Here is an 18673-nt window from a genome sequence, read left to right as displayed (position 1 = left end):
TGTGAATAACATTATCAATATCAGGGATTATGGCCTAAGCCTCAGGGTCTGTATGCAGACTGGCGCACAATAATCAGCGGGTCATCGGAACGACGTAGAGCATTGGCTTAATTGTAAATACTCGGGATTAGCGTGAAAAAAAAGCCCCGAAAATCGGGGCTTTATAAGAAATAGTGGTATTAGCTGTTGAGTGCCGGGCGTTCGCTAATTGCGATGCGCTGCGGGATAACCACTTCCGGCTCGTTACGGGTTAACTCAATGTGCAGCAGTCCGTTATTGTACGTGGCGCCGGAGACTTCCATATTTTCTGCCAGGGTAAAGCTCAGGCTAAAGGCCTGGCTGACCAGTCCTTGATGCAGCCATTTTGTCTCTTTGTCAGCCTGCTGCGGCGTCCCTTTGACGCTCAGTCGCGTGCCTTCCAGCTGAATATCCAGATCTTCCTGACGGAACCCTGCCAGCGCAAGGGTGATGCGATAGTGGTTATCGTCACTTTTTTCAATGTTGTACGGCGGGAAGCTCTGGCTTTCGCTGGTGGTTTGAAGCGCGTTGGCCAGTTTGTCAAAACCGATCCATTGACGCAGCAGTGGGGATAAATCGTAGTTACGCATAGGTGTTTCTCCTTCTAAGAAGCGAGTGAATATCTGCAAATCCTGTGGATTCGCATGTGCCCCCTGACGGCAGGCATATTTAGGTTGTTATCAGGCCGCAGCGCGTGCGGCCCAAACGACTTAGTTAATTTCGATACGACGCGGTTTGTCCGCTTCTGGGATTACGCGTTCCAGTTCGATGTACAGCAGGCCGTTTACCAGGTTTGCGCCGCGGATATGGATGTTTTCCGCGATCTGGAATTTGCGCTCAAAGTTGCGCTCCGCAATGCCCTGATAAAGATAGGTCCGCTCTTTCTGCTCGTCCGCATGGGCACCTTTCACAATCAGCAGATTATCCTGCGCGGTGATCTCCAGTTCGCTCTCGGCGAAACCGGCCACGGCGATAGCAATGCGGTAATGGTTTTCATCTACCAGCTCAACGTTGTACGGAGGGTAGCCGCCATTACTCTGGCTCTGGTTGTTTTCTAACAAATTGAAAAGGCGGTCAAAACCAATAGCAGAACGATACAGCGGAGAGAGATCGAAATTACGCATAACAAATAGCTCCTGAAATCAGCGAGAGTGGTTGACCTTCCATCATGGACAGGTCGTTATTACCCGGAATACCCCGCAGGCGTACTCCTCATCGGGTTACATTCTTAAAATGTGGTTTATCCCGACGTTTTCAAGCGCGTTAAACCAATTTTTTTTGCAGTTTCCTGCTGATTGCTTAGACTGGGTGGAAAGCACAAAAGGCAAAATGCGATGGCTGCCACAGTGCAGCGCAATAACGCTAGGCATTCTCGGGATGGCTGGATATAACCGATGTGAAGGTTATCTCAATGCCCGACACTACGATGGAAGAATGATGAAAAGCGGTCTGTTAAAGCTGTTACTGTTCAGCGGAGCTGTGGGTTTAGGCGGTTGCTCCAGCGTGATGTCACATACCGGCGGCAAGGAAGGCACCTATCCGGGAACCCGTGCCAGCGCGCAGATGCTGGGTAACGAAGATGCCAACTGGGGAACCAAATCCCTGGTGGTGCTGGATATGCCCTTCACTGCGGTGATGGACACCTTGCTGTTGCCGTGGGATATGTTCCGCACCGATAGCTCGATAAAATCGCGCGTGGAAAAAAGTGAGAAAGCGACGCTGGCGACCAACTCAGTGATCCCGCCAGCGGACATACCATTACCCTGATCTAAAACGCGACGTCAGTTATCCACAGCTGACGATAGCCGCCCGTCTCCTGCATCCAGGCAAGATGCTTCCCGTCCGGTGAAAACACCACAGCATCTGCTGATGGTGGGTTTTCATGATCGGCAGTCAAAAATGAGATTTCCCCGCTTTGGGCATGACAGATAGCCACGCGGTTATCCAGCACGAACCCCAGCCATCCCCCTGACGGGTGCCAGTTAAAGGCCGATTGAATGTCATTCACGTTATGGGTGAGCTGACGCAGATTGTCGCCCTGCGGCGAAATCAGCCACAGCTGAACCACTCCCGCCTGATCCCGCATCAAAAAGGCTATCTGCGTCGCCTGCGGATTGGCCCGCACCCAATGTCGCGGCGTCGTTGCCAGCCCCGGATAGCGGCGCTGATGAGTAAAGGTTAAACGGCGTTGCATCACCCCGGCTGGTGGGGCCGGCAGAGTGGCGTCAGTGCCCTCCAGCGGCGCGTCTCCCGCCTGCTTCCAGCCCTGCTCACTCATCGGCAGTGACACAATGAACAGCTCCGGAATTTTTTCGCCCTTGAGCGACAACGTATCGCCAATAAACGCCAGCGCATGGTTCCCCACCCAGCCTTCTTCATACGCACGGTTAATCTCATCGCTGCCCGGCACCGGCGTTGGCGTGGTCCGGCTCACCAGCACGCACCAGTGGCTACCGCCATATTCCCGCGGATGCTGCCCCTGAGGAATGACCGGGCCGTAGGGCACCGCGACACCAACGTTGCGTAAATCCAGCGCGGCTGAGCGTTCATGAAGCACATGATCGTTATAGGTAAAGCTGACCGCTTGTCCGTCCGGGCTGTAAACATGGACGTGGCTGCCGCCGCGCAACGCGCCGGGCGTATAGGGGGGGGTGATATCCATCGCGTCAAGATTGTGCGTCTCTCCCTGAGACGTCACCACGCCGCGACGATGGTGGAAATCGTACTGCCAGTGCTCATCCGGGTACTCGGGGCCATGAATAAAGACATATTTATCGGCCGATGGATGCACGGTGACGACACCAACATGGGCGCCATGATCGGCGCGATAAAGCGTTTCGACGACGCCGGTTTGCACATTGACGCGTTCAATGGTCTCACCGGTAAAAGACGCACCTGACGGTCGAACATCAAAGACCAGCCACTGGCTATCCGCCGTCCAGGTGCGAGTATTGGTAAGCTGATGATTGCGTGCAGAAAAAGTGACTTGCTTCATGGAATACCCTAAATAATTCGAGTTGCGGGACAAAAGGTGAAGCCGAATTGAACAGCGCTTGCGCGGGCCCCGAAGGGGTGAGCGAGAACAGCCAACGCACATGCAACTTGAAGTATGACGGGTATATACCCTGATGAACAACCATCGCATCAGGGTATAGCATCAAGCAGGTTTAGCCTACACGTTTAACATCGCCCACCAGCAGGATGTCATCCAGCTCGGCTTTGCCGTACAAACATGACACCTTTATTTATCTGATTCGACAGATAGCAGTACCAATTGATGGGATAAAAAAACAGCGCATCGGGAGAGCGCTGTCGGAGGGGAAGTCAGAAGATTGGTAGGAAATGGCGGTCAGAAGGCCTCGCCAACCTGGAAGTAAAAGCCGCTGCTGCCTTTGCCAATGCCATAGTCGAGGCGGATGTTCACCTTAGGTTTGAATTCAAAACGATAGCCGACGCCCGCCGTCGGTAGCCAGCGGCCATCATTGAGCGTATCGACGGACGGCCCCATCGTACCGGCGCCCACCCAGGCAACAATGCCGTGGCGCCAGGTTAGCTGACGGCGATATTCCAGCTGCGAGCTGAATACGTTTTTATCGCGATAGCGCCCCTGATAATAGCCGCGCATACGTTCATCGCTGCCCAGCAGCGGGAGCATGCTCCACGGCACATCGCCCTGGGTAAAGACCCCATCGGCCTCCCAGGCCAGCACGCTTTTGTCACTGAGCGCGGTGTAGCGGCTGTAGTGCAGATGGAATTCGTCAAATCTGGTGTCGCTCCCGAGGCCCGGTGCATAGTAGGTATACCGCAGGCCGGCGTACTGGCCCTGACGCGGGTTAGGAACAAAATCGCGGTCGTCCCAGGTTAAATCAATGCTGACGCCAGAGCTGAAAACCGACGGCCCCTGAGGGGTACTTTCTATTTTCGGCAGATCTTCCCGGTCCATTTCGTCGGCATTCTGGGCCGCCAGCGACCAGCCAACCCCAAGATATACGTTGTCCACCAATTGGCGATAGACCGTGGGCCGCAGCGTCAGCACCTGAGCGGTATATTTCTCTTTGTCGCCGTCATTATCGGCAGCGGCAAAGCCCTGACCCCAGTAGTAGGTAGGCGTATTAGCCAGCGAGCCTTCAAGAAAAATACGCCAGCGATCGTCGGCAAAAAAGGCGTAATTCTTGACGCTGACGCCGAAAGCGCCGGTAGAGCTGGCGTAGCCGCTGAGCGTTAAGGTCGAGTTCTGACTGAGGGTGTCATTGGGGTCGGGCCGGTACATGCCGACCACCGCGGTTCCGATCCCGAGGCCTAATTCCGGCGTATAAAACGGACCAGGCATCACGCCCCAGTCGATACCTTTGGAGGCATCAAATTTGTCGCTGGCACCCAGCCGTTTTAGCCAGTCGTCGATCTGCTCCCGGTTAAGGGCCTGTGCCTGAACCTGCCCGATAAACGAGCATGTAATACAACACAGAATGACGCTACGCAGCGTGCTCAACAACGATGCTCTCCAGAGATAAAAAGTGGTGACGGCCAGTAAAGCAAGATAGCGTCGAATTTGAGTATAGCTGGCATCCAGCCTGACTCTTTCGGAGCAGAAATGGGGTCGTCGAACCTTAAACAGGAAAGCTTATAGAATTCGTCGTCATCAAGGGAAGGGATAAGTGCGGATTCCCTCTTTCAGTGCAAAAAAAGGACCTAAGTGATTAATTTTACGCACCATCGGAGGGTTTTCAGGCCCGGAGCTGCCGGGCCTGAAAGTTCGGTCAGGATAATACGTACTTCTCAATCGCCCAGGCGACGCCATCTTCCAGGTTCGATTTAGTAATAAAGTTTGCGGCTTCTTTCACCGTTGGGATGGCGTTGTCCATCGCCACGCCGACGCCAGCGAACTCAATCATCGCAATGTCATTTTCCTGATCGCCGATCGCCATGATCTCGTCCTGCTTGATATTCAGCGCGTCGGCCAGCGATTTCACACCGGTCCCTTTATTGACGCGTTTATCGAGGATTTCGAGGAAGTATGGCGCGCTTTTCAGCACGGTGTATTTCTCTTTCACTTCCGCCGGGATGCGGGCAATAGCCTGGTCGAGGATCGCCGGCTCATCGATCATCATCACCTTCAGCAACTGGATGTTCGGATCCATATTTTCGGCTTCGCAGAAGACCAGCGGGATCGTTGCGACATAGGATTCATGCACCGTGTAGTAGCTGACATCGCGGTTAGCGGTGTACAGCGTGTTGCGGTCAAGGGCATGAAAATGCGACCCCACGTCACGGGAGAGTTGCTCGAGATAGCGGTAGTCGTCATAGCTCAGCGCCGTTTGCGCCACGGTGCTGCCGTCGCTCGCTTTCTGTACCAGCGCACCGTTGTAGGTGATGCAGTAGTCTCCCGGCTGTTCCATCTGCAGTTCTTTCAGATAGCTGTGAACTCCGGCATACGGGCGCCCGGTGGTCAGCACCACGTTGACGCCGCGTGCGCGTGCTGCGGCAATCGCCGCTTTCACTGCAGGAGAGATGGTATGGTCAGGCAGCAGCAGCGTGCCGTCCATATCGATTGCAATAAGTTTGATAGCCATGAGATCCCCAGGATAAATGAGTGCTACCTCATGCTAACGCGATTAAGCTCGCAAAAATAGAGCTACATTGCGCAGCAAAAACACCCCTTTTACACCCGTCCTGGGGAACCTGGCTCACTCGCGGGTGAGGACTATTTTGCCAAACGCACCGCGATCGAGATGTTCAAGCGCCTGTTCAAGCTGGTTAAAGCGGTAGCGCTGCTCGATCACCGGTTTCAACCCGGTCACCTCAACGGCGCGGACGAAATCTTCCAGCGCGCGGCGGTGCCCAACCCCAATCCCCTGAATAACGGGCGATTTCAGCAACAGCTCGCTGGCTGGCAGCGAGATTTCACTCCCGCCCAGAACGCCAATCACCGATATGCGACCATGAACAGCAACGGCTCGCAGGGAATGCCTCAGGTTCTCCCCGCCGACGGTTTCGATAATATGGTCGATGCCGCGATCGTCGGTCAGCTGGTATATCCCTTCCGCCCAGTCGCCTTTGAGCCGGTTAATGCCGTGATCGGCGCCGAGCTTTTTGGCCTGCGCCAGCTTTTCATCGCTGCCGGAGGTGACAAAAACCTCTGCCCCCTGTGCTTTTGCAATTTGCAGAGCGAATATCGCGACACCCCCGGTGCCTTGCACCAGCACCGACTGGCCGGCGCGTAAATTCCCGCGTTCCACCAGCGCGAACCATGCGGTAAGCCCTGCGCAAGGTAAGGTGCTGGCCTCAGCGTCATCCAGTGTTTGCGGGGCAGCCACCAGCCAGTTTTCATTCACAATCACGTATTCAGCTAGCATGCCCTGGAAGTAACCCCCAAGCGTTTTATAGGGCAGGTGGCGTGCGTCCGCGACCGGCTTGCCGTCGATCCACTCAGGGAAGAAGGTCGAGATGACGCGATCGCCGGATTTAAAACGCGTGACGCCCGCCCCCGTACTCTCTACCACGCCCGCCATATCCGACGCTGGCGTAAAGGGGAAGGAAAGTGAAATCGGCATAGTGCCTTCAATGACCATTTTATCGCGATAGTTGAGCGCGACGGCGTTCACGCGCACGCGCACTTCACCGGGGCCAGGCCGGGGAACAGGCTCCTGAATGAGTCTGAGATTCTCGCGCCCGAGGGCATTCATTGACCAGCGTTGCATTGTCTCTGTCATCGTTTTTCTCCTGCCATAAAAAGGCTTCAGTAGCGACAGTTTAGCGTTGACTAACCGTCGCCAGTGGCGATAACTTTTCCCATCATTGACGCCAAAATAGACACAATCTATGACCGATACGCTGAAGGATATTCCCGTTTTTGTGGCCGCCGTTGAGGCGGGGAGCTTTGCTCAGGCGGCAATCCGTCTGCACTTATCTCGTTCAGCGGTGGGCAAGAGCATCGCCCGGCTTGAAGAGCGGCTGGAGGTGCGTCTTTTTCAACGCACAACTCGCAGCCAGAGCCTGACGGATAGCGGCGCCCTGTTTTATGAACACTGCCTGCGCGCGCTGGAGGAGATTCGTGGTGCCGAATCGCTGCTGGAAACCGGGAAACAGCAGGTGCGTGGCCGCCTGCGTGTTGCGATGCCCATGCTGTTTGGTCGTCAGTGCATCGCGCCGTTGTTAATCGAACTGGCACAGGAACATCCGGGGCTTGAGCTGGAAATGTTATTCAGCGACCGGGTGGTGGATCTCATCGAGGAAGGGTTTGATATGGCGGTGCGCAATGGCGCACTGGCAGACAGCACCGTGCTGGCCGCCAGAAAGCTGGGGGAACACAGAATGGTCCTGTGCGCCGCGCCGGATTATCTGATGAATCACGGCCAGCCACAAACCATTGCCGATTTACATCAGCATTCGGCCATTAACTATCTGCGCGCCGGCCGGGTTTTGCCCTGGCAACTTGCAGATAACGAAGGAACGCCGCACACAATCGTGCCCCAGTCATCACTGAATATGGATGATTTACAGGCGATCTGCGACGCCGCGCTGGCCGGACACGGCATGGCATGGTTGCCCTGCTGGATGGTGCGCCAGGACCTGCAAAATGGAAAGCTCGTCCCGCTGTTCAAGCAGGCAGCTGATGTACGCTTTCCCGTTCATGCCGTCTGGCAACAAACGACACATTTGCCCCTGAGGGTGAGAATAGCCATCGACAGGCTGGTGAGTCGCTTACCGGCAGTGATGTCGCTGGATCCTGACCCGCGCCCATAAAAAAGCCGCGCTGAACGCGCGGCCTGAGTATGACCCTATCGCAACGATTAAATATCGATATTCGCCGCTTTCAGGGCGTTCTCTTCGATAAAGGCACGGCGTGGTTCAACGGCATCACCCATCAGGGTGGTGAACAGCTGGTCGGCGGCAATCGCATCCTTCACGGTCACGCGCAGCATGCGACGGCTGTCTGGATCCATGGTGGTTTCCCACAGCTGATCCGGGTTCATCTCGCCCAGACCTTTATAGCGCTGGATAGACAGGCCGCGACGGGACTCTTTAACCAACCACTCCAGCGCCTGCTCAAAGCTGGCAACCGGCTGACGGCGCTCGCCACGCTCGATAAACGCGTCGTCTTCGATCAGACCACGCAGTTTCTCACCCAGGGTACAGATACGACGATATTCGCCGCCGGTGACAAACTCGTGATCCAACGGATAGTCAGTGTCTACGCCGTGAGTACGCACGCGGATAATCGGTTCGAACAGCTGCAATTCGGTATTTTCGTGAATATCGAACTTCCACTGGCTACCATGCTGCTCTTTTTCATTCAGATCGCTCACCAGCACGTTCACCCAACGGGTCACGATCTGCTCATCAGAGAGGTCGGTTTCGTTCAGCGTTGGCTGGTAAATCAGCTCTTTCAGCAGTGATTTCGGGAAGCGACGCTCCATGCGAACAATCATTTTCTGCGTGCCGTTGAATTCGGCCACCAGTTTTTCTAACGGTTCGCCTGCCAGTGCCGGCGCGCTGGCGTTGGTGTGCAGGGTCGCGCCATCCAGAGCGATAGAAATCTGGTACTGGTCCATCGCTTCATCGTCTTTGATGTACTGTTCCTGCTTGCCTTTCTTCACTTTGTACAGCGGCGGCTGAGCAATATAGACATGGCCACGCTCAACAATTTCTGGCATCTGACGGTAGAAGAAGGTCAGCAGCAGCGTACGGATGTGAGAGCCATCGACGTCCGCATCGGTCATGATAATGATGCTGTGATAGCGCAGCTTATCCGGGTTGTATTCATCACGGCCGATACCACAGCCCAGGGCGGTGATCAGCGTCGCTACTTCCTGAGAAGAGAGCATCTTGTCGAAACGGGCTTTCTCAACGTTGAGGATTTTACCCTTCAGCGGCAGAATCGCCTGGTTTTTACGGTTACGGCCCTGCTTAGCTGAACCGCCCGCGGAGTCCCCTTCCACGAGGTACAGTTCGGACAGCGCCGGGTCACGTTCCTGACAGTCAGCCAGTTTGCCCGGCAGGCCTGCCAGGTCCAGCGCGCCTTTACGACGGGTCATTTCACGTGCACGACGCGCGGCTTCACGAGCGCGGGCCGCATCGATAATTTTGCCCACCACGATTTTCGCGTCAGATGGATTTTCCAGCAGGTATTCGTTCAGCAGTTCATTCATCTGCTGTTCAACCGCGGTTTTCACCTCGGAGGAGACCAGTTTGTCTTTGGTCTGCGAGGAGAATTTTGGATCCGGCACCTTCACGGAGACGACGGCAATCAGGCCTTCACGCGCATCGTCGCCGGTGGCGCTGACTTTGGCTTTTTTACTGTAGCCTTCTTTGTCCATGTAGGCGTTCAGGGTACGGGTCATCGCCGCGCGGAAGCCTGCAAGGTGAGTACCGCCATCGCGCTGCGGGATGTTGTTGGTGAAGCAGTAGATGTTTTCCTGGAAACCGTCGTTCCACTGCAGCGCCACTTCGACGCCAATACCGTCTTTTTCGGTGGAGAAGTAGAAGATATTCGGGTGGATCGGCGTTTTGTTCTTATTGAGATACTCAACGAACGCCTTGATGCCGCCTTCGTAGTGGAAATGGTCTTCTTTACCGTCACGCTTGTCGCGCAGGCGGATAGAAACCCCGGAGTTCAGGAACGACAGCTCGCGCAGACGTTTTGCCAGGATCTCGTATTCGAACTCGATAACGTTGGTGAAGGTTTCATAGCTTGGCCAGAAACGTACCATGGTACCCGTTTTTTCGGTCTCACCGGTCACTGCCAGCGGAGCCTGTGGCACACCGTGCGCATAGATCTGACGGTGAACTTTATTGTCGCGCTGAATGACCAGCTCCAGCTTCTGCGACAGGGCATTAACCACGGAAACGCCTACGCCGTGCAGGCCGCCGGAAACTTTATAAGAGTTATCATCGAATTTACCGCCTGCGTGCAGGACGGTCATGATGACTTCTGCCGCCGATACGCCCTCTTCCGGGTGAATACCGGTCGGAATACCGCGCCCGTCATCCTGTACGGAGACGGAGTTATCGCTATGGATGGTGACAACGATATCTTTACAGTAACCTGCGAGCGCTTCGTCGATAGCGTTATCCACAACCTCGAATACCATGTGGTGCAGACCGGTGCCGTCATCCGTGTCGCCGATATACATACCCGGGCGCTTACGCACCGCATCCAGCCCTTTCAGGACTTTGATACTGGAGGAGTCATAAGAATTCGACATCAACGTTTCTCGCTCATTTAAACTTAGGTTAATCCGTTATTTTACCCTTTTCCACGGTGAACATCTTCGAATTTTTGTCCGACATGTCCATTACGTGTTCAGCGCTGATGGCGCTGACGAAAACCTGCGACTGCGTGGCTTTTAAGCGGCTGGCAAGCAAACCGCGCCGTGCGTCGTCCAGTTCCGAGGCAAAATCATCTATCAGATACAGGCAGCGTCTTCCGCTTTCGCGGGTTAGAAACTCTCCCTGCGCCAGTCGTAGCGCGCACATCAGGAGTTTAAGCTGCCCACGTGACAAGGTATCTTCGACCGGCGCACCATCGGCACGAATGCGGAAATCCGCTTTGTGCGGGCCGTGGGCGGTGTAGGTCAGCATGCGGTCACGCTCGAAATTCCGCTCCAGCACTTCGGAGTAATCCGTTTCTTTCTCCCAGCCACGCTGGAAGGAAAAGGCCAGAGAGAATTCAGGTAAAAACTGCTTACAGGTATCCGCCATGTCTTCGACGATAGCGGCGCTATATTCGGCACGCCAACGGCTGATTTGTTCCGCCAGCGGAATAAGTTCCTGATCCCAGGGCCGTATCTGAGCATAGCGACTGACCTGGCGCAACGCGGCATTACGCTGCTTCAGCAGGCGCTTGAGGTTGCTCCAGGCGGTAAAGAACCCGGCTTCATTGTGAAAGCATCCCCAGTCAAGGAAGGCTCTTCTGTATTTGGGGCCGCCGTTGAGTAAAGTAAACCCTTCCGGCGTAATCAACTGCATCGGCATCAGGTGCGCCAGCTCCGCCACCTTGTGGCCATCGGTGCCGTCAATCCGCACCTTGCTGTCGCCCTGCTTATCTTTGGTCAGGCCGATGGAGACCTCACGCTCGCCGCCCTGCAGACGTCCGTGCAGAATAAACGACTCTTGTTCGTGGCGGATCACCCGGCCAATTTGCAAACTGCGAAACGCCCGACCGTGGCCAAGCGTATAGATAGCTTCCAGCACGCTGGTTTTACCGCTGCCGTTGGCACCCACCAGGAAGTTAAAGCCAGGGGATAGAGCGAGATCCGCATTTTCAATATTGCGGAAGTCTTTGATTAGAAGTCGGGAAAGCGACATATCAGCTCATAACCAGGGCGTTATCGTCGCCGTTAGTCTGGTTACGGCCAGCGCACAGCAACCGGAGCGTACTGAAGTACGTGAGGATTGCGAGCACTGCCCGGAGCCAGAATAACAAGTAAGATAGCCCGATACTTTTCTATAAACGCATTGGCATGACAACGTAAGCCGCGCTCTGACTGGCTGCATCTTCAATCTGGACGCTGGAAACGGAGTCGGTCAGCAGAATACGGACGTTTTCGCACTTCAGCGCATTCAGCACATCCAGCACGTAGCTGACGTTAAAGCCGATTTCCATCTCGCTGCCGGAGTAAGAAACATCAAGAATTTCTTCTGCTTCTTCCTGTTCCGGGTTATTGGCGGTGATTTTCAGCTGGTTTTCACTGACATACAGACGCACGCCGCGGAATTTCTCGTTCGAGAGGATCGCCGCGCGGGCAAAAGCCTGCTTCAGAATATCGCAGCCGGCATCGAGGTGCTTGTCCGGGTTTTTCGGCAATACGCGGCGATAATCCGGGAAACGACCGTCAACCAGCTTCGATGTGAAGATAAAGTCACCGACGTGGGCGCGAATATTATTGCTGCCAATCTGCACGCGCAGCGGAGTATCGCCGCCATCCAGCATGCGCATCAGCTCAATCACCCCTTTACGCGGCACGATCACCGAATGGTTCGGCAACGATTCGCCCAGCGGCATTGAACAGACCGCCAGGCGGTGTCCGTCAGTGGCAACGGTGCGCAGTTCGTCACCTTCGGTTTCAAACAGCATGCCGTTTAAATAGTAGCGAACATCCTGATGCGCCATCGAAAACTGCGTGGCTTCAATCAGACGCTTCATGGTCGCCTGCGGCAGGGTAAATTCAACTTCGCTCTGCCAGTCATCAAGGTTTGGGAAATCTGCAGCGGGCAGGGTCGACAGAGAGAAACGGCTGCGCCCGGAGCGCACCAGCATCCGGTCGCCCTCCAGCTGTACCGCTATCTCCGCGCCTTCAGGCAGGCCGCGGCAGATATCAAAAAATTTACGTGCCGGAACGGTGGTTGCACCTGCATCATGCGGTTGAATCAGCGCAACACGCGCCACCATTTCCATTTCAAGGTCCGTGCCGGTCAGCGACAAGGCGCCATCCGAAACCTGAAGCAGCAGGTTACCGAGAATGGGCAGCGTCGGACGGCCACCTAAGGGACCGCTCACCTGTTGCAGCGGTTTTAATAAATGTTCACGTTCTACGGTAAATTTCATAGCGTCACGAGGATAATGTTCTGATTAAATTGGAAAAATCTTCTTTGATATCATGGCTTTCTTCACGCAACTGCTCGATCTTACGGCATGCATGCAGCACGGTGGTATGGTCACGGCCGCCAAACGCATCGCCGATTTCCGGCAGGCTATGGTTGGTCAGCTCTTTCGCCAGCGCCATCGCCATCTGGCGTGGTCGCGCCACCGAACGGGAGCGGCGTTTAGACAGCAAATCCGCTACCTTAATCTTGTAGTACTCCGCCACCGTCTTTTGAATATTGTCGATAGTGACCAGTTTTTCCTGCAGAGCCAGCAGATCGCGCAGCGCTTCGCGCACGAAATCGATGGTGATCGCCCGTCCGGTAAAGTTGGCATTAGCGATAACGCGGTTCAGTGCCCCTTCCAGCTCACGCACGTTTGAACGTAAACGCTTGGCAATAAAGAAGGCAACTTCACCCGGCAGACGAATGTCGTTTTCGTCGGCCTTTTTCATCAGGATCGCTACGCGGGTTTCCAGCTCAGGCGGCTCGATCGCCACCGTCAGGCCCCAACCGAAGCGGGATTTCAGACGATCCTCAACACCATTGATCTCTTTTGGATAACGATCCGACGTCAGAATGATCTGCTGATTACCTTCCAGCAGGGCATTAAAGGTGTGGAAGAACTCTTCCTGAGAACGTTCTTTATTAGCAAAGAACTGAATATCATCGATCAGCAGGGCATCTACGGAGCGGTAGTAGCGTTTGAACTCTTCAATGGCGTTGTTCTGCAAGGCTTTAACCATGTCCTGAACGAAACGCTCGGAGTGCATATAAACCACTTTGGCGTTCGGTTTGCGCGCGACGATGCCGTTACCGACCGCGTGCAACAGGTGGGTTTTACCCAGACCGGTACCACCATAAAGGAATAAAGGGTTATAGGCGCCGCCAGGATTATCCGCGACCTGACGTGCTGCGGCACGGGCCAGCTGGTTCGACTTACCTTCAACAAAGTTATCAAAGGTATGTTTGACGTTTACGTTAGAGCGGTAGGTCGGTTCCGCCGGTGCCGGGACGTTATCCCAGCCTGGACGCACGATGGTTGGCGCCACACGCGCCGTTTGCACCTGTGCTGCCGGTACGGTGGCCGCAACGTTGCTCGTTACCGCGCCTCTTTGCGCCTGTACCGCCGGACGTGTGCCGACTTCAAATCGCAGTTGTGGGGCATCAGCACCGCAAAAATCATTGAGGAGTCCATTGATATTATTGAGGTATTTATCCCTTACCCAATCGAGCACAAAACGGTTTGGCGCATACAGTGCCAGCGTGTTATCGCTCAATTCCGCCTGCAACGGGCGTATCCACATACTGAATTCTGTGGCTGGTAACTCATCCTGCAATCGGGCAAGACACTGCTGCCAAAGCGAAAGTGACACGGCGGACTCCACTCGAACATAAAATCGATATAAAGAAAAAAAGAAACAATCGTGATTGTTGGCACACGTCGACAAGACCCTGCATTGGCCGAAAAGCCCCTGCACATAAAGGGGTGACGCGCGAACCGCTATCTGCGGTATTTATCCGATGCGGATCGGTAGATCGCGATCAGGACCGGGGATCATAGCCTAAACTGAGAAAGAGATCTTCTGTTTCTCAACAGATTCTTCCCGATTTATCCACAGGAAGGATCAAAGCCGGGTAAGTGTAATCGATCCAGCGCAGAGTGGGGGACGATTTCAGCCACATATCGGAAAATTTAATGAGCTAAGTCGGTTTTGGGTCTAAACGATCTAACAAAGATCCTTTACGATCCTTGCGCTTTACCCATCAGGCCGTATAATCCTCCACCCGGCGCGTAATGCCCGTTTTCCGTCGACTGTCGCCGGTCATTTTTTGTGCGACAACGTACGAGAAATAAGGAAAGAGAATTGACTCCGGAGTGTACAATTATTACAATCCGGCCTCTTTAATCACCATCGCTGAGGCGTAAGTCGTTCGAAGTTCGTTCGGGTATACGCAAAAGTCAGTGAATTTATTCAAGTTTAGGTAGAAACCGCCATGAAACGCACTTTTCAACCGTCTGTACTGAAGCGCAACCGTTCTCACGGCTTCCGTGCACGTATGGCTACTAAAAATGGTCGTCAGGTTCTGGCACGTCGTCGTGCTAAAAGCCGTGCTCGTCTGACCGTTTCCAAGTAATAAAGCTAACCCTGCGTGGTTAAGCTCGCATTTCCCAGGGAGTTACGTTTGTTAACTCCCAGTCATTTCACTTTCGTCTTCCAGCAGCCACAACGGGCTGGCACGCCGCAAATCACCATCCTCGGCCGCCTGAATTCGCTGGGGCATCCCCGCATCGGTCTTACCGTCGCCAAGAAAAACGTCAAGCGCGCGCATGAACGCAATCGGATTAAACGTCTGACGCGTGAAAGCTTTCGTTTGCGTCAACATGAACTCCCGCCTATGGATTTCGTGGTGGTGGCAAAAAAAGGGGTTGCTGACCTCGATAACCGTGCTCTCTCGGAAGCGTTGGAAAAATTATGGCGCCGCCATTGTCGCCTGGCTCCAGGGTCCTGATAGGCCTAATCAGGGTCTATCAGCGCCTGATTAGTCCGCTACTCGGGCCGCATTGTCGTTTCACGCCTACCTGTTCTCAGTACGGAATTGAGGCCTTGCGCAGGTTTGGAATGATAAAAGGCAGTTGGTTGACAGTGAAACGCGTATTAAAATGCCACCCTTTACACCCTGGTGGTGACGACCCCGTCCCGCCTGGACCATTTGATACCAGAGAACACTAACGATGGATTCGCAACGCAATCTTCTTATCATCGCTTTGTTGTTCGTGTCTTTCATGATCTGGCAAGCCTGGGAGCAGGATAACAATCCTCAAGCCCAGCAGCAGACCACGCAGACTACGACCACAGCAGCGGGTAGCGCCGCAGACCAGGGCGTACCGGCCAGTGGCCAAGGGAAACTGATTACGGTTAAAACTGACGTGCTGGAGCTGACTATCAACACCCGTGGTGGTGATATTGAGCAATCTCTGCTTCCGACCTACCCGAAAGCACTGAAGTCAGACGAACCGTTCCAGTTACTGGAAACCACGCCACAGTTTATCTATCAGGCACAAAGCGGCTTAACCGGTCGTGACGGCCCGGATAACCCGGCTAACGGTCCACGTCCGCTGTATAACGTCGATAAAGATGCGTTTGTACTGGCCGAAGGCCAGAACGAAATCGTCGTTCCGCTGACCTACACCGATAAAGCTGGCAACGTATTCACCAAAACCTTCACCCTGAAACGCGGTGATTATGCGGTGAACGTGAGCTATAACGTGCAGAACACCAGTGAAAAACCGCTGGAAGTTTCGACGTTCGGTCAGCTGAAACAAACGGCAGCACTGCCGACCAGCCGTGATACGCAAACCGGTGGCCTGTCCACCATGCACACTTTCCGTGGCGCCGCGTATTCCACTTCTGAGTCGAAGTACGAAAAATATAAATTCGATACCATCATCGATAACGAAAACCTGAACACCAACACCAAGAACGGTTGGGTTGCAATGCTGCAGCAGTACTTTACGACAGCATGGGTTCCGGAAAATAACGGTACGAATAACTTCTACACCTCGAACCTTGGCAACGGTGTTGTCGCTATCGGCTATAAATCTCAGCCGGTACTGGTTCAGCCAGGACAGACCGACAAGCTGCAAAGCGTACTGTGGGTTGGCCCGGCAATTCAGGACAAAATGGCTGCCGTTGCGCCGCACCTGGATCTGACCGTTGACTACGGCTGGTTGTGGTTCATCTCTCAGCCGCTGTTCAAGCTGCTGAAATGGATCCATAGCTTCCTGGGCAACTGGGGCTTCTCGATCATTGTTATTACCTTTATCGTTCGTGGCATCATGTACCCGCTGACCAAAGCGCAGTACACCTCCATGGCGAAGATGCGTATGCTGCAGCCGAAAATTCAGGCAATGCGTGAGCGTCTTGGTGATGATAAACAGCGTCAAAGTCAGGAAATGATGGCGCTGTATAAATCCGAGAAGGTTAACCCGCTGGGTGGCTGCTTCCCGCTGATTATCCAGATGCCAATCTTCCTTGCGCTGTACTACATGCTGAGCGCCTCGGTTGAACTGCGTCATGCGCCGTTTATCCTGTGGATCCACGACCTGTCTGCACAAGACCCGTACTACATCCTGCCGATCATCATGGGCGCTACGATGTTCTTCATTCAGAAGATGTCGCCGACCACCGTGACCGACCCGATGCAGCAGAAGATCATGACCTTTATGCCGGTCATCTTCACGGTGTTCTTCCTGTGGTTCCCGTCTGGTCTGGTGGTTTACTATATCGTCAGCAACCTGGTCACCATTATTCAGCAGCAGCTGATTTATCGTGGTCTGGAGAAACGTGGGCTGCATAGCCGCGAGAAGAAAAAGAGCTGATACTCTTCATTCTTCAAGCCGCTGACACGTTGGCTTCGTTAGTTCGCCCCAGTTACTTACTTCAGTAAGCTTCTGGGGCCTCGCTAACTTACAGCCTTCCCGCAGCTTGAATTATTTTGAGTATCGACGGTAGTAGTTAATGCCAGAGAAGGCGGTCAATAGACCGCCTTTTTTACATTTACATAGAGAGTCATCATGAGCCATAACGACACGATCGTCGCCCAGGCAACCCCACCGGGACGCGGCGGTGTGGGCATTCTGCGTATCTCTGGCCTGAAGGCACGCGACGTGGCACAGGCGGTGCTGGGCAAGCTGCCAAAGCCGCGCTATGCCGATTATCTGCCTTTCAAAGATGCCGACGGTACGCCGCTGGATCAGGGGATTGCGCTGTGGTTCCCCGGCCCGAACTCATTTACCGGTGAAGATGTGCTGGAGCTCCAGGGCCACGGCGGCCCGGTCATTCTCGACCTGCTGCTCAAACGCATTCTGACCCTGCCAGGTTTACGCATTGCCAACCCCGGCGAGTTCTCCGAGCGCGCATTTTTGAACGACAAGCTCGATTTAGCCCAGGCTGAAGCGATTGCTGACCTGATTGACGCCAGCTCCGAGCAGGCGGCACGTTCTGCGCTGAACTCCCTGCAGGGCGCATTCTCCACCCGTGTAAACCACCTTGTGGAAGCACTCACTCACCTGCGCATCTACGTGGAAGCGGCCATCGACTTCCCGGATGAGGAGATAGACTTCCTCTCCGACGGGAAAATCGAAGCCCAGCTCAACGGCGTGATCGCCGACCTCGATGCCGTTCGCGCCGAAGCGCGCCAGGGCAGCCTGCTGCGTGAAGGGATGAAAGTGGTCATTGCCGGTCGCCCGAACGCCGGGAAATCGAGCCTGCTGAACGCGCTGGCCGGGCGTGAAGCAGCGATTGTCACCGACATCGCCGGAACGACCCGTGACGTTCTGCGCGAGCATATCCATATTGACGGTATGCCGTTGCATATCATCGATACTGCCGGCCTGCGTGATGCCAGCGATGAAGTTGAGCGCATCGGTATTGAGCGCGCCTGGCAGGAGATCGAGCAGGCCGACCGGGTGCTGTTTATGGTTGATGGCACCACCACCAGCGCCGTCGATCCGGCGGAAATCTGGCCTGACTTTATCGAACGCTTACCGACGAAACTGCCGATTACGGTGGTGCGCAACAAAGCCGACGTCACCGGCGAAACGCTGGGCCTCAGTGAAGTGAATGGCCACTCACTGATCCGTCTGTCGGCGCGCACCGGCGAAGGCGTGGATGTTCTGCGCAATCATCTTAAGCAGAGCATGGGCTTTGAAACCAATATGGAAGGCGGCTTCCTTGCCCGCCGTCGCCACCTGCAGGCGCTATCCGACGCGGCCAACCATCTGCAGCAGGGTAAAGCCCAGCTGCTTGGCGCGTGGGCCGGCGAGCTGCTGGCGGAAGAGCTGCGCCTCGCCCAGCAGGCGTTAAGCGAAATCACCGGCGAATTTACCTCCGATGATCTGTTGGGACGGATTTTCTCGAGCTTCTGTATCGGTAAATAAGCGCGGTAAGTGAGTCTTGACCAACCTGTGTTAACGGACTGTTAACACAGGTTTTTTCATTTTAGCGCCCTCTCACCCTGCGATCTGCTGGAGGGTTTTTCCTCTCAGGAAATCATTGTTGTCCAAATG

Annotated in this window: 16 protein-coding genes, 1 pseudogene and 1 other annotated feature; of the genes and pseudogenes, 7 read left to right on the top strand and 10 right to left on the bottom strand. The window is 54.7% G+C overall.

What is annotated here, in order from left to right; genetic code table 11:
• Window positions 1–179 precede the first annotated feature (179 nt).
• Both ibpB and ibpA read right to left on the bottom strand, forming a co-directional pair.
• Complete coding sequence (gene ibpB / locus ACMYSN_RS14925; RefSeq protein ID WP_462495324.1) at window positions 180–608, bottom strand: heat shock chaperone IbpB; 429 nt, start codon at window positions 606–608, stop codon at window positions 180–182.
• Between the two features lie 120 nt (window positions 609–728).
• A complete protein-coding gene (gene ibpA / locus ACMYSN_RS14920; RefSeq protein ID WP_123757002.1) occupies window positions 729–1142 on the bottom strand; it encodes a small heat shock chaperone IbpA in 414 nt (137 codons plus the stop codon).
• Window positions 1136–1209, bottom strand: a sequence feature (ROSE (Repression Of Heat Shock gene Expression) occurs in the 5'-region of heat shock genes and acts as an RNA thermometer to modulate expression.). Its footprint overlaps the gene before it by 7 nt.
• 243 nt (window positions 1210–1452) lie before the next feature.
• On the opposite strand from ibpA, the gene ACMYSN_RS14915 reads away from it, so the two are divergent.
• On the top strand, window positions 1453–1785 hold the full coding sequence (locus ACMYSN_RS14915; protein WP_462495323.1) for a YceK/YidQ family lipoprotein: 333 nt from the start codon (window positions 1453–1455) through the stop codon (window positions 1783–1785).
• Window position 1786: 1 nt separating this feature from the next.
• On the opposite strand, the gene ACMYSN_RS14910 is transcribed toward ACMYSN_RS14915, so the two are convergent.
• From ACMYSN_RS14910 to ACMYSN_RS14895, 4 genes are all read right to left on the bottom strand, one after another.
• A complete protein-coding gene (locus tag ACMYSN_RS14910) occupies window positions 1787–3013 on the bottom strand; it encodes a DUF3748 domain-containing protein (protein WP_462495322.1) in 1227 nt (408 codons plus the stop codon).
• A gap of 354 nt (window positions 3014–3367) precedes the next feature.
• The gene (locus ACMYSN_RS14905; protein WP_462498263.1) at window positions 3368–4498 is read right to left on the bottom strand and encodes a BamA/TamA family outer membrane protein; all 1131 of its coding nucleotides are present in this window, start codon (window positions 4496–4498) and stop codon (window positions 3368–3370) included.
• Between the two features lie 277 nt (window positions 4499–4775).
• A complete protein-coding gene (gene yidA / locus ACMYSN_RS14900) occupies window positions 4776–5588 on the bottom strand; it encodes a sugar-phosphatase (protein ID WP_174509640.1) in 813 nt (270 codons plus the stop codon).
• A gap of 114 nt (window positions 5589–5702) precedes the next feature.
• The gene (locus ACMYSN_RS14895) at window positions 5703–6728 is read right to left on the bottom strand and encodes a zinc-dependent alcohol dehydrogenase family protein (protein WP_462495321.1); all 1026 of its coding nucleotides are present in this window, start codon (window positions 6726–6728) and stop codon (window positions 5703–5705) included.
• 109 nt (window positions 6729–6837) lie between these two features.
• On the opposite strand from ACMYSN_RS14895, the pseudogene ACMYSN_RS14890 reads away from it, so the two are divergent.
• Window positions 6838–7775 (top strand): annotated as a pseudogene (locus ACMYSN_RS14890) (LysR substrate-binding domain-containing protein).
• Between the two features lie 33 nt (window positions 7776–7808).
• Here ACMYSN_RS14890 and gyrB read toward each other — a convergent pair.
• The 4 genes from gyrB to dnaA all read right to left on the bottom strand — a co-directional run bounded on the left by gyrB (window position 7809) and on the right by dnaA (window position 13976).
• Window positions 7809–10223: a DNA gyrase subunit B gene (gyrB, locus tag ACMYSN_RS14885; RefSeq protein ID WP_462495320.1), complete on the bottom strand. Its 2415-nt coding sequence runs from the start codon at window positions 10221–10223 to the stop codon at window positions 7809–7811.
• A 28-nt stretch (window positions 10224–10251) separates the two neighbouring features.
• A complete protein-coding gene (recF, locus tag ACMYSN_RS14880) occupies window positions 10252–11325 on the bottom strand; it encodes a DNA replication/repair protein RecF (RefSeq protein WP_123756991.1) in 1074 nt (357 codons plus the stop codon).
• Between the two features lie 139 nt (window positions 11326–11464).
• Window positions 11465–12565 carry a DNA polymerase III subunit beta gene (gene dnaN / locus ACMYSN_RS14875; RefSeq protein WP_123756990.1) on the bottom strand — a complete coding sequence of 367 codons (1101 nt, stop codon included), beginning with the start codon at window positions 12563–12565 and terminating at the stop codon, window positions 11465–11467.
• 4 nt (window positions 12566–12569) lie between these two features.
• Window positions 12570–13976 carry a chromosomal replication initiator protein DnaA gene (gene dnaA, locus ACMYSN_RS14870; RefSeq protein ID WP_123756989.1) on the bottom strand — a complete coding sequence of 469 codons (1407 nt, stop codon included), beginning with the start codon at window positions 13974–13976 and terminating at the stop codon, window positions 12570–12572.
• 622 nt (window positions 13977–14598) lie between these two features.
• Here dnaA and rpmH point away from each other — a divergent pair.
• From rpmH to mnmE, 5 genes are all read left to right on the top strand, one after another.
• Window positions 14599–14739 (top strand): 50S ribosomal protein L34, encoded by a 141-nt coding sequence (gene rpmH, locus ACMYSN_RS14865; RefSeq protein WP_004871828.1) that lies wholly within the window; start codon window positions 14599–14601, stop codon window positions 14737–14739.
• A gap of 15 nt (window positions 14740–14754) precedes the next feature.
• Window positions 14755–15114, top strand: coding sequence for a ribonuclease P protein component (gene rnpA, locus ACMYSN_RS14860; protein WP_049264554.1), 360 nt, complete (start codon window positions 14755–14757; stop codon window positions 15112–15114).
• The gene (gene yidD / locus ACMYSN_RS14855) at window positions 15078–15335 is read left to right on the top strand and encodes a membrane protein insertion efficiency factor YidD (RefSeq protein ID WP_123756988.1); all 258 of its coding nucleotides are present in this window, start codon (window positions 15078–15080) and stop codon (window positions 15333–15335) included. The genes rnpA and yidD overlap by 37 nt, the downstream gene beginning before the upstream one ends.
• 2 nt (window positions 15336–15337) lie before the next feature.
• Window positions 15338–16984, top strand: coding sequence for a membrane protein insertase YidC (gene yidC / locus ACMYSN_RS14850; RefSeq protein WP_462495319.1), 1647 nt, complete (start codon window positions 15338–15340; stop codon window positions 16982–16984).
• A gap of 195 nt (window positions 16985–17179) precedes the next feature.
• Complete coding sequence (gene mnmE, locus ACMYSN_RS14845; RefSeq protein ID WP_462495318.1) at window positions 17180–18544, top strand: tRNA modification GTPase; 1365 nt, start codon at window positions 17180–17182, stop codon at window positions 18542–18544.
• Window positions 18545–18673: the final 129 nt, after the last annotated feature.

This window comes from Klebsiella sp. R445 (assembly GCF_051131755.1).
Taxonomy (GTDB): domain Bacteria; phylum Pseudomonadota; class Gammaproteobacteria; order Enterobacterales; family Enterobacteriaceae; genus Klebsiella; species Klebsiella lignicola.
The sequence above is the reverse complement of the archived record's forward strand: the minus strand, read 5'-3'. Positions and strand labels throughout refer to the sequence as shown.